Genomic DNA, 20314 nt, shown 5'->3' with positions numbered 1-20314 from the left:
ACCACTGATGGTCGCTACCGCCTACCTGGAGCGAGCCTCGGACGGCGCGTACGACGGCATCGCGCCGGACGCGGACTGGCGCGACGAGGTGCTGGACCTGGCGCGGAAGCGGGACGCGGTGATCCTCGCGCACAACTACCAGTTGCCCGAGATCCAGGACATCGCGCACCACACCGGGGACTCGTTGGCGTTGAGCCGCATCGCGGCGGCCAGTGACGCCTCGACGATCGTGTTCTGCGGTGTGCACTTCATGGCCGAGACGGCGAAGATCCTGGCGCCGCACAAGACGGTGCTGATCCCGGACGAGCGCGCGGGGTGCTCGTTGGCCGATTCGATCACGGCCGCGCAGCTGCGCGAGTGGAAGGCCGAGCACCCCGGCGCGGTGGTGGTGTCCTACGTGAACACCACGGCGGAGGTGAAGGCGGAGACCGACATCTGCTGCACCTCGTCCAACGCGGTGGACGTGGTGGCCTCGATCCCGGCCGACCGGGAGGTGCTGTTCTGCCCGGACCAGTTCCTGGGCGCGCACGTCAAGCGCGAGACCGGGCGGGAGAACCTGCACATCTGGGCGGGGGAGTGCCACGTGCACGCGGGCATCAACGGCCCCGAGCTGGCGGAGCGCGCGGCGGCCGACCCGGAGGCGGACCTGTTCATCCACCCCGAGTGCGGGTGCGCGACCTCGGCGCTGTACCTGGCGGGCGAGGGCACCGTCCCGGCGGAGAAGGTCAAGATCCTGTCCACCGGTGACATGGTCGCGCAGGCCAGGGCGACCAAGGCGAAGTCGGTGCTGGTGGCCACCGAGGTCGGGATGCTGCACCAGCTGCGCAAGGCCGCGCCGGGCATCGACTTCCGCGCGGTCAACGACCGGGCGTCCTGCCGCTACATGAAGATGATCACCCCGGCCGCCCTGCTGCGCTGCCTGCGCGAGGGCAAGGACGAGGTGCACGTGGACCTGGAGACCGCCACGCGGGCGCAGGGCGCGGTGCAGCGCATGATCGAGATCGGCCAGCCCGGCGGCGGCGAGTGAGCACGCCCCTGTGGGAGGCCCGCGCCGACCTGGTGGTGGTCGGCACGGGCGTGGCGGGGCTGACGGCGGCGCTGCGCGCGCGGGAACTGGGCCTGCGGGTCCTGGTGGTGACCAAGGCCGCGATCGGCGACGGCAACACCCGGTGGGCGCAGGGCGGCGTCGCGGTGGTGCTGCCCGGCGAGCACGACGCGGGCGACTCGGTGGAGGCGCACGTCCGGGACACCCTCGTCGCGGGCGCGGGCCTGTGCGACGAGGACGCCGTGGCGGCGATCATCGCGGGTGGACCGGAGGCGGTGCGCAGGCTGCGCGAACGCGGCGCGGTGTTCGACCCGGCCCCCGGCGGTGGCCTGGCGCGCACCCGCGAAGGCGGGCACAGCGCGTTCCGCGTGGTGCACGCGGGCGGTGACGCGACCGGCGCCGAGGTCGAGCGGGCGCTGGTCACGGCCGCTTCGGACAGCCGCGTCCCGGTGCTGGAGGGGCACATCGCGGTCGACGCGGTGCGCACCCCGCTGGGCGCGGTGTGCGGCCTGCTGGTGCTGGACGGCAACGGCGTGCCGGGGGTGCTCGGCGCGTCCGCGGTGCTGCTGGCCAGCGGTGGCCTCGGGCAGCTCTACCAGGCCACGTCCAACCCGGAGGTGGCCACCGGCGACGGGCTGGCGCTGGCGCTGCGGGCGGGCGCGGCGGCGGCGGACGTGGAGTTCGTCCAGTTTCACCCCACCGTGCTCTACACCGGGCGCGGCGCGCGCGGCCGGTGCCCGCTGGTCACCGAGGCGGTGCGCGGCGAGGGCGCCGTGCTGGTCGACGCGACCGGCGCGCGGGTGATGCGCGGCGTGCACCCGCTGGAGGACCTGGCTCCTCGCGACGTGGTGTCGGCGGCCATCACCCGGCACCTGGCGGATGCCCCCGGCGGTGTCGACGACCACGTCTTCCTCGACGCCACCGGCATCCCCGACCTCGCCACGCGGTTCCCGACCGTGCACGCGGCCTGCCTCGCGGCGGGCGTTGACCCGTCGGCGCAGCCGATCCCGGTCGCCCCGGCGGCGCACTTCGCCTGCGGCGGCGTGGTGTCCGATGTGGACGGTCGTACCGGGGTGACCGGCCTGTACGCGGCGGGCGAGGTGGCCCGGACCGGGCTGCACGGCGCGAACCGGTTGGCGTCCAACAGCTTGCTCGAAGGGCTGGTGGTCGGCACCCGCACCGCCGAGGCGGTCGCGGCCGACCTGGCGATGGGCGTGCTGGCGCGCGGCGGCGGCTGCGCCTCCGCGGCGCTGCCGGTGGCCCCGGTGGCCGACCGCGACTCGCTGCAGCGGGTGATGAGCCGGTACGCGGCGATCGGCCGCGACGCCGAGGGCTTGGCCGTGGTCGGCTCGGTGCTCGACCTGTCCACCGCGGACCGCGTGCTGGACACCAGGCAGCTGGTGGAGGACGCGGCGCTCACGGTGGCCGCGCGGGCGCTGATCGCGGCGGCGGCCGAGCGCACCGAGTCGCGCGGCTGCCACGTGCGCACCGACTTCACCGAGCGGGACGACGCGAACTGGCGGCGCAGCCAGGTCGTCCGGCTCACCCCGACCGGCCAGCCGGTGCTGGCCGACCCGATCGCGGCGAGGGGAGCGGCATGAGCGGGCTGGACCTGGACGACGTGCGGCGGGTGGTCGCCACCGCGCTGGAGGAGGACCTGCGCTACGGGCCGGACGCGACCACCGAGGCGACCGTGCCCGCCGACGCGGTGGCCGTGGCGGAGCTGACACCCCGCGCGGCGGGCGTGCTGGCGGGCGTCCCGGTGGCGCTGGCGGTGTTCGAGGCGGTGCTGGACGAGTTCGAGGTGCTCGCCCGCCGCGAGGACGGCGACAAGGCGGTGCCCGGCGAACCCGCGCTGGTGCTGCGCGGGCCGGTGCGCGGCCTGCTCACCGCCGAGCGGACCGCGTTGAACCTGCTGTGCCACCTGTCCGGCGTGGCCACCACCACGGCGGCCTGGGTCGCCGAGGTGGCGGGCACCGGCGCGGCGGTGCGGGACTCCCGCAAGACCCTGCCCGGGCTGCGGCTGCTGGAGAAGTACGCGGTGCGCTGCGGCGGCGGCGTCAACCACCGGCTCGGTCTGGGCGACGCGGTGCTCATCAAGGACAACCACGTCCAGGCGGCGGGCTCGGTCCGCGCGGCCATGGCTGCGGTCCGGGCGCACGCGCCGCACCTGCCGTGCGAGGTCGAGGTGGACTCGCTGGAGCAGCTCGACGAGGCCGTCGCCGAGGGCGCGGAGCTGGTGCTGCTGGACAACTTCACCGTCGAGCAGTGCGCCGAGGCCGTGCGGCGGGCCGGTGGCGTGCGGCTGGAGGCATCCGGCGGGCTGCGGCTGGAGGTGGCGCGGGCCTACGCCGAGACCGGCGTGGACTACCTGGCCGTCGGCGGGCTGACCCACTCGTCCCCGGCCCTCGACCTGGGCATGGACCTGCGCTGAACCCGGCCCGGCGCGCGCGGGGTCAGAGACGGCGGTTGGCCAGGACGGGGAGGGCGCGGCGGACCTCGGCCACCGAGGCGGGGTCGAAGTCGACGTTCAGCACGCCCGGCTCGGCCCCGAGCCGGGCGTGCACCTCGCCCAGCGGCGTCACCACGGCGCTGCGGCCGATGCCCGTCGGCGCGCTGCCCAGGTCCTCGCCGGGGTCGGCCTGCGCGCACGCCAGCACCCACGAGGTGCTGTCCAGCGCCCGCGCCCGCACCAGCAGCTCCCACTGCTCCCGCTTGCCCGGCCCGGCGCCCCACGACGCGGCCAGCACCACGGCCGCCGCACCCCGGTCCGCCAGCGCCCGGAACAGCTCCGGGAACCGCACGTCGTAGCAGGTCGCCAGGCCCAGCGACACCCCGTCCACCTCGACCACCACGAGCTCGGCCCCCGGCGCGACGGTCCGCGACTCGGCGAAGCCGAAGGCGTCGAACAGGTGGATCTTGTCGTAGCCCACGTGCGTCCCGCCGCCGGTGACCAGCAGCGTGTTCGCCACCCGACCGTCCGGTGACGGCGTGAACATCCCCGCGACCACCACCACGCCGTGCTCGTCGGCCACCGCGCGCACCCCGGCCGCCCACGGCCCGTCCAGCGGCTCGGCGACCGGTTTCAGCGGCACCCCGAACCGGCACATCGTCGCCTCGGGGAACACCACCAGGCGCGCACCGCCCGCCGCCGCGGCGGCCACGTGCGAGCGCACCAGGTCGAGGTTGGCCGCCGGGTCGGTGGTCGAGCTGATCTGGCAGAGCGCGACACGCATGCGCACACTCTAGGTAGTGTCGGGTCCCGTGCGCTCCCTCCTGCCCCCGTTCGCCCTGGCCGCCCTGCTCGTCGCGGCGGGGTGCACCGGGTCGCCGCCCCCCAACGCCGAGGGCAACGCGGACGGCAGCTCGATCGTGCTGGCCGACGCCGAGGAACCGCGCACGCTGAACCCGCTGCTGGGCTACGGCCGCGACGGCTTCTCCAAGATCTACGACGGCCTGGTCGAGCACCGCGCGGACCGCTCACTGCAGCCCCGGCTGGCCACCGAGCTGCCCGAGCCCGCCCCGGACGGGCTGTCCTGGACCGTGCGGCTGCGCGACGACGTGAAGTTCACCGACGGCAGCGCCTTCGGCCCCGAGGACGTGGTGGCCACCTACCGGGCCCTGCTCGACCCGGCCAAGGGGGCCACCGAGCGCGCCGCCTTCGCCGGGCTGACCGGCGTGGAGCAGCTGGACACCCGCACCGTCCGCTTCACCCTGGACAAGCCGTGGGCGGCCTTCCCGCACCTGCTCGTGCTGGGCGTGCTGCCCAGCGAGGTGCTGGGCGCGTCGCTGGCCGAGGTGCCGCCGATCGGCACCGGCCCGTACAAGCTGCAGGACTGGCGCAAGGGCGAGCGGATGGTGCTGGAGGCCAACCCGGCCCACTTCGGCGGCGAGCCGAAGATCCGCAAGCTGACCGTGGTGTTCGTGCCCGACGACAACACCCGCGCGCAGCGGATGCAGGCGGGCGACTTCGACGGCGCGGTGCTGCCGCCCCGGCTGGCGCAGTCCTTCGCGGGCGCGGGCGGGATGCGCGTGATCACCCACCGCAGCGCCGACCTGCGCGCGGTCACCATGCCCGCGTCCGGCCAGGTGACCGGCGACCCGGCGATCCGGCTCGCGCTCAACCACGCGCTGGACCGCGCGGGCCTGGTGGAGAACCTGCTGGGCGGCAAGGGCAGCCCGGCCGGCACGCCGATCCCGGACGCGATGCCCGAGTTCGTCGACCCCGAGGCGTCGCTGCGCCACGACGAGGCGCACGCCGAGCACGTGCTGGAGCAGGCGGGCTGGACCCGAGGCGCGGACGGGACGCGCTCGCGCGACGGCGTGCCCGCCCGGTTCACCCTGATGTACCCGACCGGCGACGTGGTGCGCACCGACCTGGCCACCGCGTTCGTCGCCGAGGCCAAGGCGGTCGGGATCGACGTGCAACTGGCGGGGCTGAGCTGGGAGGCCATCGAGCCCAGGCTGGGCCAGGACGCGCTGCTGCACGGCGGCGGCACCCCGGTCGACCCGGACCTGAGCGCCTACCGGGCGCTGCACTCGGGCAACCCGTGGGGCTACTCCGACGCGGCCGTGGACGCGGCGCTGGACGCGGGCCGCACCCTGCTGGACCCGGCCCAGCGGGCGGCGGCGTACAAGCAGTTCCAGCGCGCCTACGCGGCCAACCCCGGCATGGTCGTGCTGGCCGCGGTGCAGCACACCTACGTGGTGCGGGACAACTGGAACGGCTACCAGGAGGTCGTCGACCCGCACGGGCACGGCGCCCTGTCGTGGGGGCCGTGGTGGAACCTGGAGAAGTGGACGCCGAAGTAGTGGAGGCGCGTTGATCGACCTGGACAAGGTGCGGGCGGACACCCCGGCGGCGGCTAGCGGCGTGTTCCTGGACTCGGCGGGCTCCTCGCTGCCGCCGAGGCAGGTGCTCGACGAGGTCGTCGGCCACCTGCGGCGCGAGGCCGAGATCGGCGGCTACCTCGCCGCCCGCGAGCGGGCCGAGGACCTGGAAGCCGGTTACGGCGTGTTCGCCGAGCTGCTGGGCGCCGAGCCGGACGAGATCGCGTTCACCGACAGCGCCACTCGCTCCTGGCTGGCCGCGTTCGACGCGGTGCCGCTGGGGCGCGGCGACCGCGTCCTGATCACCGAGGTCGAGTACGCGGGCAACGCGGTGCCCATCCTGCACCGCGCCCGTGAGGTCGGCGCGTCGGTGGAGGTCGTGCCGTCCGACGCGGCCGGGCAGGTGGACGTGGCCGCGCTGCGCGAGCTGCTCGACGAGCGGGTGCGGCTGGTCTCGCTGGTGCACGTGCCGACCAACAGCGGCCTGGTCAACCCGGTCCGAGAGGTGGTCGACGCCGCGCACGAGGCGGGCGCGCTGGTGCTGCTGGACGCCTGCCAGTCGATGGGCCAGCTGCCGGTGCGGGCCGACGAGCTGGGCGCGGACCTGATCTCCGGGACCGGCCGCAAGTGGCTGCGCGGTCCCCGAGGCACGGGGGTGCTGGTGGTGCGCCGGTCGGTGGCGCACCGGCTGCGCCCTCGGCTGGTGGACCTGCACAGCGGCTCGTGGGTGGGGCCGAACGAGATCGAGCTGCGCGAGGACGCGCGCGTGTTCGAGCTGTGGGAGACCAGCATCGCCGACCGGCTGGGGCTGATCGCCGCCGCCCGGTACGCGCTGGAGTTGGGCGTGGCGGCCATCGCCGCCGAGGTCGCCGACCGCGCCCGGCGGCTGCGCGAGGGGCTGTCGGCGCTGCCCGGCGTCACCGTCCGCGACATCGGCGAGCGGCAGTCGGGCATCGTCACCTTCACCGTCGACGGGCTGCCCGCCGACCTGGTGCGCGACCGGCTGGCCGCCGAGGGCGTCACGGTCACGTCCACCTACGCCTCGTCCGCCGTGCTGGACATGGCCCGGCGCGGGCTCGACGAGGTGGTGCGGGCCTCGCCGCACTACTTCATCGAGCCCGCGCAGGTGGAGCGGGCCGTGGAGGTCGTCAGCAGGTGCGGCCGATGATCCTGGGCGGGCAGTCGGAGTAGTTCAGGAACAGGTCGACCGCGGAGTCGTTGCGCGAGGTCTGCGCCGCGATGACGCTGTCACGCGGGTAGAAGCCGCTGGTGCCGCTGGCCGAGGCCGGGTACATCTCGAAGGTGTAGCTCCAGATCTTGTGCTGGCCCCACATCCAGTCGTCCACCGACCCGTCGGTGATGTAGAGGTCGCTGGCCTGCTGCGGGGTGTAGCCGTTGAGCGCGGCCATCTGCCTGCCCAGCGTGGAGAACACCTGCGCCTGCGTGGCGTCCAGACCCGGCGCGGTGTCGTTGTAGGTGTAGCCGTACGGCCACAGGATCAGCTCGGAGAAGGTGTGCCAGTCGATGTGCGTCTTGATCTGCTGGACGCCGCCGACCACGCGGGTGTTGACGAAGTCGCGCACCCTGGCGGTCTCCGGCGCGGAGAACGCCGCCGTGCCGCGGTAGGTCTCGCTGGACCCGCTGGAGCTGGAGCCGCCGCAGCAGCCCCACTGCCAGCCCCAGTTGCGGTTGGGGTCGGTGCCGGTGGAGGTGGAGTTGGGCTGCCGGTTCTTGCGCCACGCCCGGAACGAGCCGGTGGCGATGTCGTACTCCGAGCCGTCGGGGTTGACGCTGGGGATGATCCAGATCTCCCTGGAGTCGACCAGGTTCCTGATCGAGGAGTTGGTGGCGTAGCCGTCGGTGAACCGCTTGACGATGTGCAGGCACATCTCCACGGTCAGGTGCTCCCGCGCGTGCTGGTTGCAGGTGAACAGCACCTCGGGCTCGGCCTCGTCGGCGCCGGGGTTGTCGCTGACCTTGATCATCCACAGGTCGCGGTTCTGGTAGGACTTGCCGATGCTGGACAGCCGGACCAGGTTCGAGTGGTCGGTGACGGTCTGGTTGAGCTCGGCGACCATCTCCGCGTAGTTGTGGTAGCCGGTGTAGCCGGAGGGGAAGTCCTGCGCGCCGACCTCGGGGTCGGTGAAGTCGACCTCGCCCAGCGCGGCGAGCTGGGCGTCCGCGTCGCCCAGTGACCTCATCGGCAGCCCGGTGGCCCGCAGGGACCACTGCTGGCGCCGCTCGGCGATGACGGTGAGCTTGTCACCGGTCTGCCCGAGCACGTCGACGCCGGTCGCGGCCACCCTGGTCCGCTCGTGCGGGGTGGGCGCGGTGATCTCGAAGACCACCCGATCGGGAGCTGACTGGGGGTCCGGCCGCGCCGAACCGGTGTGCAGGGGGAGTGCCAGGGTCAGGCAGGCGCCGAGCGCGACGGCCACGAGGCCGCGTCGCTTGGTGGGCATGGTGCCTCCATCATCAGCAGGGTTTGCGACGGAGCGTTGCCTACGCAGCGTGGCCCGACGATCACCGATCGGGGTAGCCCCTTTGGTCGGCTTCCCGGATCGCGGGGTGGGCTGACAGTTGACGGAATTGCCGACGACCTATCCTTGAGCCATGCTCAACCGCGTCGACCTGCGAGGTCGAGTCCCGTCACCGGCCGAACTGCGCGCCGTGCTGCCGCGCGCCGAAGTCGACGTGGACGCGGTGCTGCATCACGTGCGCCCGATCGTGGAAGCCGTGCGGGAGCGCGGCGTGGCGGCCGCGTTCGAGGCCACCGAGCGGTTCGACGGCGTGCGCCCGGAGCGGGTCCGCGTGCCCGCGGCCGAGCTGGACCGGGCGCTGGCCGAGCTGGACCCGGCGGTCCGCGCGGCGCTGGAGGAGTCCATCGCCCGCGCCCGCAGGGTGCACGCCGACCAGCGGCGCTCCGACGTCACCACCCAGGTCGTGCCGGGCGGCACGGTGACCGAGCGGTGGGTGCCGGTGGCGCGGGTCGGCCTGTACGCGCCGGGCGGGCTGGCGGTCTACCCGTCCAGCGTGGTGATGAACGTGGTCCCGGCGCAGACCGCCGGGGTCGAGTCGCTGGTGGTGTGCTCGCCGCCGCAGGCGGAGTTCGGCGGACTGCCGCACCCGACGATCCTGGCCGCCGCGGCGCTGCTGGGCGTCACCGAGGTGTGGGCGGTCGGCGGCGCGCAGGCGGTCGCGCTGCTGGCCTACGGCGCGGTGGACACCGACGGCTCGGAGCTGGTCCCGGTCGACATGGTGACCGGGCCGGGCAACATCTACCTGACCGCGGCCAAGCGGCTGCTGCGCGGGCTGATCGGCATCGACTCGGAGGCCGGGCCGACCGAGATCGCGGTGCTGGCCGACCACACCGCCGACCCGGTGCACGTGGCCGCCGACCTGATCAGCCAGGCCGAGCACGACACGCTGGCGGCCAGCGTCCTGGTCACCACCTCCGAGGAGCTGGCCGACGCGGTGGACGCCGAGCTGGAGCGCCAGGTGGGCGCGACCAAGCACACCGAGCGCATCCGCACCGCGTTGGGCGGCAAGCAGTCCGGCGCCGTCCTGGTGTCCACTGTGGACGAAGGTCTGCGGGTGGTCGACGCGTACGCGGCCGAGCACCTGGAGATCCAGACCGAGCGCGCCCGCGAGGTCGCGGCGCGGGTCCGGGCCGCGGGCGCGGTCTTCGTCGGCGCGCACTCGCCGGTGTCGCTGGGCGACTACTGCGCGGGCTCCAACCACGTGCTGCCCACCGGCGGCTGCGCGCGGCACTCCTCGGGCCTGTCGGTGCAGACGTTCCTGCGCGGCATCCACGTGGTGGACTACAGCGAGGACGCCCTGCGCGAGGTGGCGGACCAGGTGGTGGCGCTGGCCAACGCCGAGGACCTGCCCGCGCACGGCCAGGCCGTGACGGCGAGGTTCCGCCGGTGAGGCCGCTGGGCGACCGGGTGGAGCTGGCCGACCTCCCGCTGCGCGAGGACCTGCGCGGGCGCACCCCCTACGGTGCCCCGCAGCTGGACGTGCCGGTCCGGCTCAACACCAACGAGAACCCGTACCCGCCCACCCCCGCGCTGGTCGCCGAGGTGGCGCGCGAGGTGGCGCTGGCGGCGGAGCAGTTGCACCGCTACCCCGACCGCGACGCGGTGGCGCTGCGCGAGGACCTGGCCGCCTACCTGGCCGACGCCACCGAGGTGCCGCTGACCGGGCGGAACCTGTGGGCCGCCAACGGGTCCAACGAGATCCTCCAGCAGGTGCTCCAGGCGTTCGGCGGTCCGGGCCGCACGGCGCTGGGCTTCGAGCCGTCGTACTCCATGCACCCGATCATCGCGGCGGGCACCCGCACCGAGTGGGCGCCCGCGCCCCGGCGCGCGGACTTCTCGCTGGACACCGGGCGCGCGGCGGCGGTGGTCGCCCAGCGGCGGCCCGACGTGGTGTTCGTGACCAGCCCGAACAACCCCACCGGGCAGAGCGTGCCGACCGAGGACCTGCGCCCGCTGATCGAGGCCGCGCCCGGCGTGGTGGTGGTGGACGAGGCGTACGCCGAGTTCTCCTCCCGCCCCAGCGCGGTCGGGCTGATCGGCGACTACCCGGAGAAGCTGATCGTCAGCCGCACCATGAGCAAGGCGTTCGCCTTCGCGGGCGGCAGGCTGGGCTACCTGGCCGCGGCGCCCGCCGTGGTGGACGCGCTGCTGCTGGTCCGGCTGCCCTACCACCTGTCGGTGCTCACCCAGGCCGCCGCGCGGGCCGCGCTGCGGCACGCCGACGAGACGCTGGCCTCGGTGGCGAAGCTGGCCGCCGAGCGCGACCGGGTGATGGCGGAGTTGGCGGGCCTCGGCTTCGACGTGGTGCCCAGCGACGCGAACTTCGTGCTGTTCGGCTGGTTCGAGGACGCGCGCGCGGCGTGGCGTTCGTACCTGGAGCGCGGGGTGCTGATCCGGGACGTCGGCATCACCGGGCACCTGCGGGTGACCATCGGGACGCCGGAGGAGAACGACGCGTTCCTCGCGGCGAGCAAGGAGGTAGGCCGGTGAGCCGGGTCGGCAGGGTGGAGCGGACCACCAAGGAGTCCTCGGTGCTGGTCGAGGTGGACCTCGACGGCACGGGCAAGGTCGAGATCGACACGGGGGTGCCGTTCTACAACCACATGCTCACCGCGTTCGGCGTGCACGGCTCGCTGGACCTGGTGGTGCGCGCGACCGGCGACGTCGACATCGACGCCCACCACACCGTGGAGGACGTGGCCATCGTGCTCGGCCAGGCGCTGCGGCAGGCGCTGGGCGACAAGGCGGGCATCCGCCGGTTCGGCGACTGCTGGATCCCCATGGACGAGACGCTGGCGCACGCGGCGGTCGACGTGTCCGGCAGGCCGTACTGCGTGCACGTGGGCGAGCCCGCCGAGTTCAACACCTTCACCATCGGCGGCAACTACCCGTTCGTGCTCAACCGGCACGTGTTCGACTCGCTGGCCTTCCACGCCGCCATCGCGCTGCACGTGCGGGTGGAGTACGGCCGCGACCCGCACCACATCGCCGAGGCCCAGTACAAGGCGATCGGGCGAGCGCTGCGCGCGGCGGTGGAGCCGGACCCGAGGGTCGGCGGCGTCCCGTCGACCAAGGGCGTCCTCTGATGCCCAAGGAGTACGTGGTCATCGGGCTGCTCGCGCTCGCGGGCTTCCTGATCGGCGGGGTCTACAGCACGTGGAGGACGGCCAGGGGGCTCTCGGTCGTCCTCGGCGTGCTGACCCTGCTGGCCATCGGCGGCGCGATCGCCTGGTTGCAGTAGTCCCAGCGCAGTAGACCCCTGCGTATCGTTGGGGCATGACGACCCGTGAACGCGCGGACGCGGCGCGCAACCGGGCGAAGGTGCTCGCCGCCGCGGAGGTGTTGTTCGCCAGGGGCAATGCGCTGGCGGTCACCATGGAGGACATCGCGCGGGAGGCGGGCGTGGGCCGGGCCACGCTCTACCGCCGCTACCCCGACACCACCTCCGTGGCGCAGGCGTTGCTGGACACCCACGAGGGCGAGCTGAAGGAGCGCATCCTGCGCGGCGCCCCGCCGCTGGGGCCCGGCGCCCCGCCGCCGGACCGGCTGGCGGCGTTCTACCGGGCGATGGTGGAGCTGCTGGAGCGGCACCTGCACCTGGTGCTGGGCGCGGAGACCGGGCGGACCCGGTTCCGCGCGGGCGGTTACGCCTTCTGGCGCAGGCACGTGGAGGTGCTGCTGGAGGCTTCGGGGGTGGCCGCGCCCTCGGCGGTGGTGGACCCGCTGATCGCGCCGCTGGCCCCGGAGGTCTACGAGTACCAGCGCAAGGTGCGCGGCCTGGCGGCGGAGGAGGTGGCGGGCGCCCTCACCTGGCTGGCGCACCGGGTCCTGGGCTGAGGGGCTTCACGTCCCCCCTTCGACGGCGGGTTTGAGCTTGGGCGCGCCGGGCCCGTCGGCGGCCTGCTGGTCGTCGAGGTTGTGCAGCAGGCAGCTGCGCAGCGACAGGCAGCCGCAGCCGATGCAGGAGGTGAGCCGGTCCCGCAACCTGTGCAGCGCGTCGATGCGCGCGTCCAGCTCGGCCTGCCAGCTCTGCGAGAGCCTGCTCCAGTCCGCCTTGGTGGGCGTGCGGTTGTCCGGCAGGGTGGCCAGCGCGGCGTGCACGTCCTCCAGGCTCAGGCCGACCCGCTGCGCGGTGCGGATGAACGCCAGCCTGCGCAGCACGTGCCGGGGGTAGCGGCGCTGGTTGCCCGCGGTCCGCTCGGAGGCGATGAGCCCGCGCTCCTCGTAGAACCGCAGGGCGGTGTGCGGCACCCCGCTGCGCTCGGCGACCTGTCCGATGGTCAACATCTCCGGCAGCTTGCTCACCCGGCCGAGCCTAGCGCTTGACCTCCAGTTAAGTCGAGGTTGTTTCGTGGTGCCATGGCGGTGAAGAGCGAACTGGGGTACGCGGACCTCCCCGCGCTGTTCCGGCGGATGGCCGGGGACGAGAAGCACGAGTGGGCGGCCGCGTCGACCCTGCAGGTGCTGTGGGTGCTCTACGACCGGGTGCTGGACGTGTCGCCGGACCGGGTGAGCGACCCGGACCGGGACCGGTTCCTGCTGTCCAAGGGGCACGGGCCGATGGCCTACTACGCGGTGCTGGCGGCGAAGGGGTTCTTCCCGCCGTCCACTTTGGACGGCTGGACGGGCTGGGACTCGCCCCTGGGGTGGCACCCGGACCGGGTGCTGGTGCCCGGTGTCGAGATCGGCAGCGGCTCGCTGGGGCACGGGATGCCGATCGGTGTCGGCGTGGCGATGGGGTTGCGCCTGCAGGGGCGCCACAAGCCCCGCGTGGTGGTGCTGGTGGGCGACGCGGAGCTGGACGAGGGCAGCAACCACGAGGCCATCGCGCTGGCGGGCAGGTTCGGGCTGGACAACTTCACGGTCGTGGTGGTGGACAACGAGTCCGGCACGCACGGCTGGCCCGGCGGCGTGGCGTCCCGCTTCGCCGTCGAGGGCTGGCAGACGTCCACAGTGGACGGACGGGATCAAGCGGCGCTGTACGAGGCGTTCACGACGCCGCATCCCGGCAAGCCGATGGCGGTGGTGGCGAAGGTGGTGGACCGATGACGATGCGGCAGGTGTTCGCGGACACCGTGCAGGACGTGATGCGGACGGACCCGCGGGTCGCGGTGGTGCTGGCGGAGATCTCCAGGGACGCCTTCGCCCCGTCCGACCGCGTGATCAACGTGGGCATCCGGGAGCAGGCGATGGTCGGCGTGGGCAGCGGCCTGGCGCTGAGCGGTCTGCGACCGGTGCTGCACACCTACGCGCCGTTCCTGGTGGAGCGGCCGTTCGAGCAGATCAAGCTCGACTTCGGCCACCAGGACGTGGGCGGCGTGCTGGTCAGCGTCGGCGCCTCCTACGACGACCCGGCGCTGGGCAGGACGCACCAGGCGCCCGGCGACGTGGCGCTGCTGGACACCCTGCCCGGATGGGTGGTCCACGTGCCGGGGCACCGCGACGAGGTCGGGCCGATCGTGCGCGCGGCGCTGGCCAGGCGGGACCGGACCTACATCCGGCTCTCGCTGCGCGAGAACGCCGGACCGCACCCGGTGGTCGAGGGGTTCACCGAGGTGCGGTCCGGCAGGCGCGGCGTCGTGCTGGCGGTCGGCCCGGTGCTGACCGCGGTGCTGGAGGCGACCGCCGGGATGGACCTGCGGGTGCTGTACGCGACCACGATCCGCCCGTTCGACGCGCGCGGCCTGCGGGCGGGCCTGGGCGACACCGGTGACGTGCTGCTGGTCGAGCCGTACCTGGAGGGCACCTCCAGCCACCTGGTCGCCGAGGCGCTGGTCGACCTCCCGCACCGGCTGCGCGCCCTGGGCGTGCGGCGCGAGGCCGAGCTGCGCGCCTACGGCACCGCGGAGGACCACGACTCCGCGCACGAGCTCGACGTCGTCGGCATCGCCACCGCCGCCCGCGGGCACTTCCGGCTCTGACGCCGCCCTCACCCGCCTCGCGCGTTCGCCCCGCGAGCGCGCGAGGCGAACCTCACAGGCGTCCCCCCGTCCGGTGCCTGGCCCGCCCCCGGTCCGGCGGCCCCCCGGTGTCCCAGGGCATGATGCGCCCGTGACCGTGCCCAGAACCCTGATCTGGACCTCAGCGCCCACCGCGGAGTTGCAGCTGGCCCTGCACCGGGCCCAGGCGGGTCCCGCCGCCCTGGTCCCGGTGACCTCGGGCACCGTCCTGCTGCCGCGCCGCGGCATCGCGTTCTCCGCCGCCACCCGCCTGGCCGAGCAGTGCAGGCAGGTCGGCGACGCGGCCGTCGTGCTGCGCTGGAACCACGCCGCCGAGCTGTGGACCGACGGCGAGCGCGCAGGCCGCCGCGGCCCGGCCCGGCGGCTGGCCCCGCTGACCACCTGGTGGCGGCTCAAGCCCGTCGAACGCCCCCACGAGCTGCCCCGCGACGCGTGCGAGGTGAAGGACCTGGTGGACGAGGGCCGGGCGGACACCTGGGTCGGCGCGCTGCCCAGGGGCACCGCTCACCCGATCAACACCGTGCTGCCCGTCGTCCCGGTGACGCAGGGCGGGGCTCCGTTGGCCTAACCTGGTGGGGTGGCACGAGTCGTCGTACTGGACTACGGATCAGGCAACCTCCGCTCCGCCGAACGCGCGCTCCAGCGGGTCGGCGCGGACGTGGAGGTGACCGCCGACCACCGTGCGGCGCTGGAGGCGGACGGCCTGCTGGTGCCCGGCGTGGGCGCCTACGCGGCCTGCATGGCGGGCCTGAACGAGGTCAAGGGCGGCCGGGTCATCGGCGAGCGCCTGGCGGGCGGGCGGCCGGTGCTGGGCATCTGCGTCGGGATGCAGATCCTGTTCGAGCGCGGCATCGAGCACGGCGTGCTCACCGAGGGCTGCGGCGAGTGGCCGGGCACGGTCGAGCGGCTGGACGCGCCGATCGTGCCGCACATGGGCTGGAACACCGTCCAGGTGCCCGAGGGGTCGAGGCTGTTCGCGGGCCTGCCCGCCGACACCCGGTTCTACTTCGTGCACTCCTACGGGGTGCGCCGGTGGGAGCTGGAGGAGTCCTCGCACATCCGGCCCCCGCTGGTCACCTGGTCCGAGCACGCGGGCGACCGGTTCGTCGCGGCGGTGGAGAACGGTCCCCTGTGGGCCACCCAGTTCCACCCGGAGAAGTCCGGCGACGCCGGTGCCCACCTGCTGGAGAACTGGCTCAAGAGCTTCTGACCCGCCACCCGCCCATGGGCCGGTCGCCCCGCGAGTCGCGCGTTCGGACACCACGAACCGAGCGTGCGCGCACCCCGACCCCGTGTTCGGCCACCTCGGGTAGTAGTTACCGGCCCTGTCGACCCCGTCGGGTAGTACTTGCCGACGCATTGTGGGGGCCGCGTCGGGTGGTGGTTACCGGTCTTCCCGGCCCCGTCCACTAGGCTGAAGGCGTGACTTTCACGCTGCTCCCGGCCGTTGACGTGGCCGATGGCAAGGCCGTCCGGCTCGTGCAGGGCGAGGCCGGTACCGAGACCTCCTACGGCGCCCCGCTGGACGCGGCGCTGGCCTGGCAGCGCGACGGCGCCGACTGGGTCCACCTGGTGGACCTGGACGCCGCTTTCGGTCGCGGCAGCAACCGCGAGCTGCTGGCCGAGGTGGTCGGGCGGCTGGACGTCCAGGTCGAGCTGTCCGGCGGCATCCGCGACGACGAGTCGCTGGCCGCCGCGCTGGCCACCGGCTGCGCGCGGGTCAACCTCGGCACCGCAGCGCTGGAGGACCCGGCGTGGTGCGCGAAGGTGGTGGCCGAGCACGGCGACAAGATCGCGGTCGGGCTGGACGTGCGGATCACCGAGCAGGGCCACCGGCTGGCCGCGCGCGGCTGGACGCAGGACGGCGGCGACCTGTGGGAGGTGCTGGAGCGGTTGGACCGCGACGGCTGCGCCCGCTACGTGGTCACCGACGTGAGCAAGGACGGCACGCTGCGGGGTCCGAACGTGGAGCTGCTGCGCGAGGTGTGCGCCCGCACCGACGCGCCGGTGATCGCCTCCGGCGGGGTGTCGAGCGTGGCCGACCTGGTGGCGCTGGCCGCGCTGGCGCGTGACGGCGTGGAGGGCGCGATCGTGGGCAAGGCCCTGTACGCGGGCGCTTTCACGCTCCCGGAAGCGCTGGCCGCGGTGCGCGGCTGATCGCCGCGGAGATCTCGGCCACGACGTGGGCCTCGGCGGCCGGGTGGGTGACGCCGGTGGCGGCCAGCACCCGAGCCGCGGTGCCCTCGCTCTCGGCCAGCAGGCCCAGCAGGACGTGCTCGGTGCCGACGAACCGGTGACCCAGCCGCAGCGCCTCGCGCACGGCCAGTTCCAGCGCCTTCTTGCAGTGCGCGCTGAACGGCTGGGGGTCGGGGCGCTGCTTGCTGGTGGTGTCCAGCTCGTGCAGCAGCGCCAGCCGGGTGGTGCCCTCGGCGGCTTCCAGCGCGGCGATCGTCCTGGCACCCAGGCCGCCGGACTCGTCGAGCACGCCGAGCAGCAGGTGCTCGGTGCCGATGCGCTCGCTGAATCGCGCGTGGTGGCGGGCCAGGACGACGACGCGGCGCGCGCGTTCGGTGTAGCGGTCCAGCGAAGGTTTCCCCAGATCGGGTGACTCGCGGGGGACGAACCGCTTCTGCGCGGCCTGCTTGGTCACGCCGATGCTCTCGCCGATGTCGGTCCACGACGCCCCGGCGCGGCGGGCTTCGTCGACGAAGTGGCCGATCAGGTGGTCGCCGAGCTCGCCGAGCTGCGCGCTCAGCTCCACCGCCGCGCTCAGCCTGCCCAGCACGTCGGGCCGCTCGACGGCGACGGTGACGATGAGGTCGGTGAGCTGGACCGGCGCGGTGACCATTCGTCAACCCTAGGTTGACGAATGACGGCGAGTCAACCCTGGGTTGACGGCACGATCTCGATGCCGATCGACCCGTTCCTGCCGCGGCGCAGCCTGCTGCCCAGCAGCGTCACCCGGCCCACGACGCCGTACTTGCTGGCGATCAGCCCGCGCACCCGGTCGCTGCCGGCCTCGTCGAGCAGTCGCGCCCGCGCGGGCACCTGCTCCCCGGTCGGGTTGCCCCGGAGGTCGCACGGCCCGACCAGCACCTCGCCGCTGCGCCGGATGCGCTTGACCTTGCCCGCCCCGGTGGCCGACCAGGCGTAGAGGGTTCCGCCCTCGGCGACCACCCACACCGGGGTGGGCACGGCGTCGCCGTTCTTGCGGAACGTGGTCAGCAGCAGGTACTTGCCCTCTCCCAAGCTCATGCCGGAACGCTAGCCGGAAAAGGCGAAGGGCCCCGCTCCGGGGAGCGGGGCCCTTCGACGACGAGGACGTGTCAGATGACCGACACGTTGGTGGCCTGCGGGCCCTTCTGGCCCTGGCCGATGTCGAAGCTCACGCGCTGGTTCTCCTCCAGGCTGCGGTAGCCGCCGCTCTGGATCTCCGAGTAGTGCACGAACACGTCCGCGCCGCCACCCTCGGGGGAGATGAAGCCGAAGCCCTTCTCCGAGTTGAACCACTTCACGGTGCCCTGAGCCATTTTTTCTCCTCTAACGGGTTCTGGTGGGAGCGGGTGCGCCCACTGCGGCCGGCCCAAGTCGGGGACTCCACCGGCGAACCTGGAGGAGAAACCACACGCTCGAAACACGTTTCGCGAGCGTGGATGACACGAACACAAAACCTAACGACCACGACTAGCTAACCACATCCGGCCGCGATCGCCAAACGGACCGGTCGGAGGTCGCCGAGAACCGCCTGCCGGAGGGCTTCTGCCAGCGGTTCCGTAGGCTTGGCCGCATGTCAGTAGCGGTGCGCGTGATCCCCTGCCTGGACGTGGACCGGGGCCGGGTGGTCAAGGGGGTCAACTTCACCAACCTGGTGGACGCGGGCGACCCGGTGGAGCTGGCCAAGCTCTACGACGCCGAGGGCGCCGACGAGCTGACCTTCCTGGACGTCACCGCTTCCTCCAGCGACCGCGAGACGACCTTCGACGTGGTCCGCCGCACCGCCGAGCAGGTGTTCATCCCGCTGACCGTGGGCGGCGGCGTGCGCACCGCGGAGGACGTGGACAAGCTGCTGCGCTCGGGCGCGGACAAGGTCAGCGTCAACACCGCCGCGATCGCCCGTCCGGAGCTGCTGGGCGAGCTGTCCCGGCGGTTCGGCGCGCAGTGCATCGTGCTGTCGGTGGACGCCCGCCGGGTTCCGGCGGGCGAGCGGCCCACGGCCAGCGGCTTCGAGGTGACCACGCACGGCGGGCGCAGGGGCACCGGCATCGACGCGGTCGAGTGGGCCGCCAGGGGCCAGGAGCTGGGCGTCGGCGAGATCCTGCTCAACTCGATGGACGCCGACGGCACCAAGGTCGGGTTCGACCTGGAGCTGATCCGCCGGGTCCGCGCGGTGGTGAACGTGCCGCTGATCGCCAGCGGCGGCGCGGGCGCGGTGGAGCACTTCCCGCCCGCGGTGGCCGAGGGCGCGGACGCGGTGCTGGCCGCCAGCGTGTTCCACTTCGGCACGCTGCGCATCGGCGAGGTCAAGAAGTGCCTGCGCGACGCGGGCGTGGAGGTCCGTTGAGGCCGCGCGCCAAGGACACCCCCGAGATCCACCTGGCCTGCCTGCTCGGGGCGCTGTGCGCGACGGGGTTCCTGCTGGTCGGCGTGGTGCAGTGGCAGGTCGAGTCGGACAGCTCGTGGATCCGGTTCCCGGCGCTGGTGGCGGTGCTGGAGCTGCTGGTGGTCGCGGGCCTGGCCACCGGTGTGCGCCAGGCCAGGCCCGCGGGCCTGGCGGTGTTCGCGCTGGGCGCGCTGGCCCACCTGCTGACCGTGCTGGGCCAGGGGCCGGTGTGGCTGCGCGTGGTGGCCGCGCTGCTGTCGGCCCTGCACGTCTTCGTGGTCGTGCTGCTCAACACCAAGCCCGCCCGCGAGCACTTCGGAGGACGATGATGAGCGACGCGCTGGACCCGGCGATCGCCGCCAAGCTCAAGCGCAACGCCGACGGGCTGGTGTGCGCGGTGGCGCAGCAGCGCGGCACCGGCGAGGTGCTGATGGTGGCCTGGATGGACGACGAGGCGCTGCACCGCACGCTGACCACCCGCCGCGCGACCTACTTCTCGCGCAGCAGGCAGCGGCTGTGGGTCAAGGGCGAGACCTCCGGGCACACCCAGTACGTGCACGAGGTGCGGCTGGACTGCGACGGCGACACGCTGCTGCTGGTGGTCGACCAGACCGGCGCCGCCTGCCACACCGGCGATCACACCTGCTTCGACGGCACCGTGCTGATGTCCCCGGTCAAGTAGCGCTGGAGGGTGGGGCCCACCGCGGCCACCAGGGTCTCCACCTCGGCGGAGACCAGCGGCTCGAACGAGACCACGTAGCGCACCATGCCCATGCCCACGATCTGGCTGGCGCACAGCGCGGCGCGCAGCTCGGGCCGGTCCACGTCCAGGGTGCCGACCACCCGCTTGAGCACCACCTGCAGGAACAGCTCCCGGAGCACCCGCGCCACCTGCTCGTGGGCGGTGACGCTGCGCACCAGGGCGGCGAAGCTGCCGCCGCCGCTGGTGTCCCACACCGTGAGGAACATCCGCGCGATCCGCTCGCCGAGCTGCTCGCGCGGCCCGTCCAGCACCCGCTCGACCAGCTCGCCGGGGTCGACCGGGAACTGCAGCACGGCCTTGGCGAACAGCCCCTCCTTGCCGCCGAACCAGTGGTTGACCATGGCCGCGTCCACGCCCGCGCGCGCGGCGATGACCCGCACGGTGGCGCCGTCGTAGCCGCGTTCGACGAACACCTCCCGCGCCGCCTCCAGCAGTGCCGCCTTGGTGTCCTCGCCGCCCGCGCGACGTCCTCGGCGCTTGGGTGCGGCTCGTTCGGTGCTGTGCTCCACCCCACCATGATGAGCACCACGCGAAAAAATTCCAACAGACGCTGAAAACCGGCGGTTGGGAGTCGCC

General features: G+C 73.6%; 25 protein-coding genes. 18 read left to right on the top strand and 7 right to left on the bottom strand.

Annotated elements, in window-relative coordinates; all coding sequences use genetic code 11:
- Window positions 1-7: 7 nt before the first annotated feature.
- Genes nadA through nadC form a run of 3 tightly spaced genes read left to right on the top strand, consistent with a single transcriptional unit; the run spans window position 8 to window position 3479 of the window.
- Window positions 8-1027: a quinolinate synthase NadA gene (gene nadA / locus JOF41_RS22425; RefSeq protein WP_189223051.1), complete on the top strand. Its 1020-nt coding sequence runs from the start codon at window positions 8-10 to the stop codon at window positions 1025-1027.
- Window positions 1024-2646: an L-aspartate oxidase gene (locus JOF41_RS22420; RefSeq protein WP_209621762.1), complete on the top strand. Its 1623-nt coding sequence runs from the start codon at window positions 1024-1026 to the stop codon at window positions 2644-2646. Before nadA ends, JOF41_RS22420 begins: the two co-directional genes overlap by 4 nt.
- Window positions 2643-3479, top strand: coding sequence for a carboxylating nicotinate-nucleotide diphosphorylase (nadC, locus tag JOF41_RS22415; RefSeq protein ID WP_189223053.1), 837 nt, complete (start codon window positions 2643-2645; stop codon window positions 3477-3479). Before JOF41_RS22420 ends, nadC begins: the two co-directional genes overlap by 4 nt.
- 22 nt (window positions 3480-3501) lie before the next feature.
- Here nadC and JOF41_RS22410 read toward each other — a convergent pair whose 3' ends face one another.
- The gene (locus tag JOF41_RS22410) at window positions 3502-4281 is read right to left on the bottom strand and encodes a carbon-nitrogen hydrolase family protein (protein WP_209621760.1); all 780 of its coding nucleotides are present in this window, start codon (window positions 4279-4281) and stop codon (window positions 3502-3504) included.
- 28 nt (window positions 4282-4309) lie between these two features.
- On the opposite strand from JOF41_RS22410, the gene JOF41_RS22405 reads away from it, so the two are divergent.
- Together JOF41_RS22405 and JOF41_RS22400 are read left to right on the top strand one after the other, a co-directional pair.
- On the top strand, window positions 4310-5857 hold the full coding sequence (locus JOF41_RS22405) for an ABC transporter substrate-binding protein (RefSeq protein ID WP_307867498.1): 1548 nt from the start codon (window positions 4310-4312) through the stop codon (window positions 5855-5857).
- Window positions 5858-5867: 10 nt separating this feature from the next.
- Window positions 5868-7043: an aminotransferase class V-fold PLP-dependent enzyme gene (locus JOF41_RS22400; RefSeq protein ID WP_244989657.1), complete on the top strand. Its 1176-nt coding sequence runs from the start codon at window positions 5868-5870 to the stop codon at window positions 7041-7043.
- Here JOF41_RS22400 and JOF41_RS22395 read toward each other — a convergent pair.
- Window positions 7024-8337, bottom strand: a complete 1314-nt coding sequence (locus JOF41_RS22395) for a M14 family metallopeptidase (protein ID WP_189223057.1) — start codon at window positions 8335-8337, stop codon at window positions 7024-7026. The two genes, JOF41_RS22400 and JOF41_RS22395, sit on opposite strands and share 20 nt — an antisense overlap.
- A gap of 151 nt (window positions 8338-8488) precedes the next feature.
- Here JOF41_RS22395 and hisD point away from each other — a divergent pair, with 151 nt between their 5' ends.
- From hisD to JOF41_RS22370, 5 genes are read left to right on the top strand one after another with little or no spacing between them, the layout of a single operon-like run.
- Window positions 8489-9805 (top strand): histidinol dehydrogenase, encoded by a 1317-nt coding sequence (gene hisD / locus JOF41_RS22390; RefSeq protein WP_189223058.1) that lies wholly within the window; start codon window positions 8489-8491, stop codon window positions 9803-9805.
- Window positions 9802-10905 carry a histidinol-phosphate transaminase gene (locus tag JOF41_RS22385; protein ID WP_209621753.1) on the top strand — a complete coding sequence of 368 codons (1104 nt, stop codon included), beginning with the start codon at window positions 9802-9804 and terminating at the stop codon, window positions 10903-10905. Before hisD ends, JOF41_RS22385 begins: the two co-directional genes overlap by 4 nt.
- On the top strand, window positions 10902-11501 hold the full coding sequence (hisB, locus tag JOF41_RS22380) for an imidazoleglycerol-phosphate dehydratase HisB (protein ID WP_209621750.1): 600 nt from the start codon (window positions 10902-10904) through the stop codon (window positions 11499-11501). The genes JOF41_RS22385 and hisB overlap by 4 nt, the downstream gene beginning before the upstream one ends.
- On the top strand, window positions 11501-11656 hold the full coding sequence (locus JOF41_RS22375) for a CG2302 family histidine operon protein (RefSeq protein ID WP_189223061.1): 156 nt from the start codon (window positions 11501-11503) through the stop codon (window positions 11654-11656). Before hisB ends, JOF41_RS22375 begins: the two co-directional genes overlap by 1 nt.
- Before the next feature lie 35 nt (window positions 11657-11691).
- The gene (locus JOF41_RS22370) at window positions 11692-12252 is read left to right on the top strand and encodes a TetR/AcrR family transcriptional regulator (RefSeq protein WP_189223062.1); all 561 of its coding nucleotides are present in this window, start codon (window positions 11692-11694) and stop codon (window positions 12250-12252) included.
- A gap of 6 nt (window positions 12253-12258) precedes the next feature.
- Here JOF41_RS22370 and soxR read toward each other — a convergent pair whose 3' ends face one another.
- On the bottom strand, window positions 12259-12702 hold the full coding sequence (gene soxR, locus JOF41_RS22365; RefSeq protein WP_244991775.1) for a redox-sensitive transcriptional activator SoxR: 444 nt from the start codon (window positions 12700-12702) through the stop codon (window positions 12259-12261).
- 72 nt (window positions 12703-12774) lie between these two features.
- On the opposite strand from soxR, the gene JOF41_RS22360 reads away from it, so the two are divergent.
- The 5 genes from JOF41_RS22360 (at window position 12775) to priA (ending at window position 16532) form a co-directional block, all read left to right on the top strand.
- Window positions 12775-13464, top strand: coding sequence for a thiamine pyrophosphate-binding protein (locus JOF41_RS22360; RefSeq protein WP_189223064.1), 690 nt, complete (start codon window positions 12775-12777; stop codon window positions 13462-13464).
- Entirely contained in the window at window positions 13461-14336 is an 876-nt protein-coding gene (locus JOF41_RS22355) for a transketolase family protein (RefSeq protein WP_209621747.1), read from the top strand. Before JOF41_RS22360 ends, JOF41_RS22355 begins: the two co-directional genes overlap by 4 nt.
- A gap of 130 nt (window positions 14337-14466) precedes the next feature.
- A complete protein-coding gene (locus JOF41_RS22350) occupies window positions 14467-14943 on the top strand; it encodes a hypothetical protein (RefSeq protein ID WP_189223065.1) in 477 nt (158 codons plus the stop codon).
- A 9-nt stretch (window positions 14944-14952) separates the two neighbouring features.
- On the top strand, window positions 14953-15585 hold the full coding sequence (gene hisH, locus JOF41_RS22345; protein ID WP_189223066.1) for an imidazole glycerol phosphate synthase subunit HisH: 633 nt from the start codon (window positions 14953-14955) through the stop codon (window positions 15583-15585).
- Window positions 15586-15797: 212 nt separating this feature from the next.
- Entirely contained in the window at window positions 15798-16532 is a 735-nt protein-coding gene (priA, locus tag JOF41_RS22340; RefSeq protein WP_189223067.1) for a bifunctional 1-(5-phosphoribosyl)-5-((5-phosphoribosylamino)methylideneamino)imidazole-4-carboxamide isomerase/phosphoribosylanthranilate isomerase PriA, read from the top strand.
- On the opposite strand, the gene JOF41_RS22335 is transcribed toward priA, so the two are convergent.
- The 3 genes from JOF41_RS22335 to JOF41_RS22325 all read right to left on the bottom strand — a co-directional run bounded on the left by JOF41_RS22335 (window position 16495) and on the right by JOF41_RS22325 (window position 17905).
- A complete protein-coding gene (locus JOF41_RS22335; protein ID WP_189223068.1) occupies window positions 16495-17223 on the bottom strand; it encodes a Clp protease N-terminal domain-containing protein in 729 nt (242 codons plus the stop codon). The genes priA and JOF41_RS22335 overlap by 38 nt on opposite strands.
- 32 nt (window positions 17224-17255) lie before the next feature.
- Window positions 17256-17630, bottom strand: coding sequence for a PPOX class F420-dependent oxidoreductase (locus JOF41_RS22330; protein WP_209621743.1), 375 nt, complete (start codon window positions 17628-17630; stop codon window positions 17256-17258).
- A 71-nt stretch (window positions 17631-17701) separates the two neighbouring features.
- Entirely contained in the window at window positions 17702-17905 is a 204-nt protein-coding gene (locus tag JOF41_RS22325) for a cold-shock protein (RefSeq protein ID WP_189223070.1), read from the bottom strand.
- Between the two features lie 257 nt (window positions 17906-18162).
- Between JOF41_RS22325 and hisF the strand changes: the two genes are divergently transcribed.
- From hisF to hisI, 3 genes are read left to right on the top strand one after another with little or no spacing between them, the layout of a single operon-like run.
- Complete coding sequence (gene hisF / locus JOF41_RS22320; RefSeq protein ID WP_209621741.1) at window positions 18163-18936, top strand: imidazole glycerol phosphate synthase subunit HisF; 774 nt, start codon at window positions 18163-18165, stop codon at window positions 18934-18936.
- Complete coding sequence (locus tag JOF41_RS22315; protein ID WP_189223072.1) at window positions 18933-19304, top strand: hypothetical protein; 372 nt, start codon at window positions 18933-18935, stop codon at window positions 19302-19304. Before hisF ends, JOF41_RS22315 begins: the two co-directional genes overlap by 4 nt.
- Entirely contained in the window at window positions 19304-19657 is a 354-nt protein-coding gene (gene hisI / locus JOF41_RS22310; RefSeq protein WP_209621739.1) for a phosphoribosyl-AMP cyclohydrolase, read from the top strand. Before JOF41_RS22315 ends, hisI begins: the two co-directional genes overlap by 1 nt.
- Here hisI and JOF41_RS22305 read toward each other — a convergent pair.
- Window positions 19612-20247 carry a TetR/AcrR family transcriptional regulator gene (locus tag JOF41_RS22305; protein WP_189223074.1) on the bottom strand — a complete coding sequence of 212 codons (636 nt, stop codon included), beginning with the start codon at window positions 20245-20247 and terminating at the stop codon, window positions 19612-19614. The genes hisI and JOF41_RS22305 overlap by 46 nt on opposite strands.
- Window positions 20248-20314 lie beyond the last annotated feature (67 nt).

The sequence above is a fragment of the Saccharothrix coeruleofusca genome (assembly GCF_017876325.1).
GTDB lineage: Bacteria > Actinomycetota > Actinomycetes > Mycobacteriales > Pseudonocardiaceae > Actinosynnema > Actinosynnema coeruleofuscum.
This window is presented reverse-complemented; position numbering and strand designations above follow the sequence as displayed.

What these genes read in the sequence shown, in the direction of transcription:
- JOF41_RS22355 (WP_209621747.1), top strand. Translation starts at nt 13,461, where the DNA reads ATGACGATGCGGCAGGTGTTCGCGGACACCGTGCAGGACGTGATGCGG.
- JOF41_RS22335 (WP_189223068.1), bottom strand. Translation starts at nt 17,223, where the DNA reads ATGGTCACCGCGCCGGTCCAGCTCACCGACCTCATCGTCACCGTCGCC.
- hisD (WP_189223058.1), top strand. Translation starts at nt 8,489, where the DNA reads ATGCTCAACCGCGTCGACCTGCGAGGTCGAGTCCCGTCACCGGCCGAA.
- nadC (WP_189223053.1), top strand. Translation starts at nt 2,643, where the DNA reads ATGAGCGGGCTGGACCTGGACGACGTGCGGCGGGTGGTCGCCACCGCG.
- hisI (WP_209621739.1), top strand. Translation starts at nt 19,304, where the DNA reads ATGAGCGACGCGCTGGACCCGGCGATCGCCGCCAAGCTCAAGCGCAAC.
- JOF41_RS22370 (WP_189223062.1), top strand. Translation starts at nt 11,692, where the DNA reads ATGACGACCCGTGAACGCGCGGACGCGGCGCGCAACCGGGCGAAGGTG.
- JOF41_RS22325 (WP_189223070.1), bottom strand. Translation starts at nt 17,905, where the DNA reads ATGGCTCAGGGCACCGTGAAGTGGTTCAACTCGGAGAAGGGCTTCGGC.
- JOF41_RS22410 (WP_209621760.1), bottom strand. Translation starts at nt 4,281, where the DNA reads ATGCGTGTCGCGCTCTGCCAGATCAGCTCGACCACCGACCCGGCGGCC.
- hisF (WP_209621741.1), top strand. Translation starts at nt 18,163, where the DNA reads ATGTCAGTAGCGGTGCGCGTGATCCCCTGCCTGGACGTGGACCGGGGC.
- nadA (WP_189223051.1), top strand. Translation starts at nt 8, where the DNA reads ATGGTCGCTACCGCCTACCTGGAGCGAGCCTCGGACGGCGCGTACGAC.
- JOF41_RS22360 (WP_189223064.1), top strand. Translation starts at nt 12,775, where the DNA reads ATGGCGGTGAAGAGCGAACTGGGGTACGCGGACCTCCCCGCGCTGTTC.
- JOF41_RS22330 (WP_209621743.1), bottom strand. Translation starts at nt 17,630, where the DNA reads ATGAGCTTGGGAGAGGGCAAGTACCTGCTGCTGACCACGTTCCGCAAG.
- soxR (WP_244991775.1), bottom strand. Translation starts at nt 12,702, where the DNA reads ATGTTGACCATCGGACAGGTCGCCGAGCGCAGCGGGGTGCCGCACACC.
- JOF41_RS22375 (WP_189223061.1), top strand. Translation starts at nt 11,501, where the DNA reads ATGCCCAAGGAGTACGTGGTCATCGGGCTGCTCGCGCTCGCGGGCTTC.
- JOF41_RS22395 (WP_189223057.1), bottom strand. Translation starts at nt 8,337, where the DNA reads ATGCCCACCAAGCGACGCGGCCTCGTGGCCGTCGCGCTCGGCGCCTGC.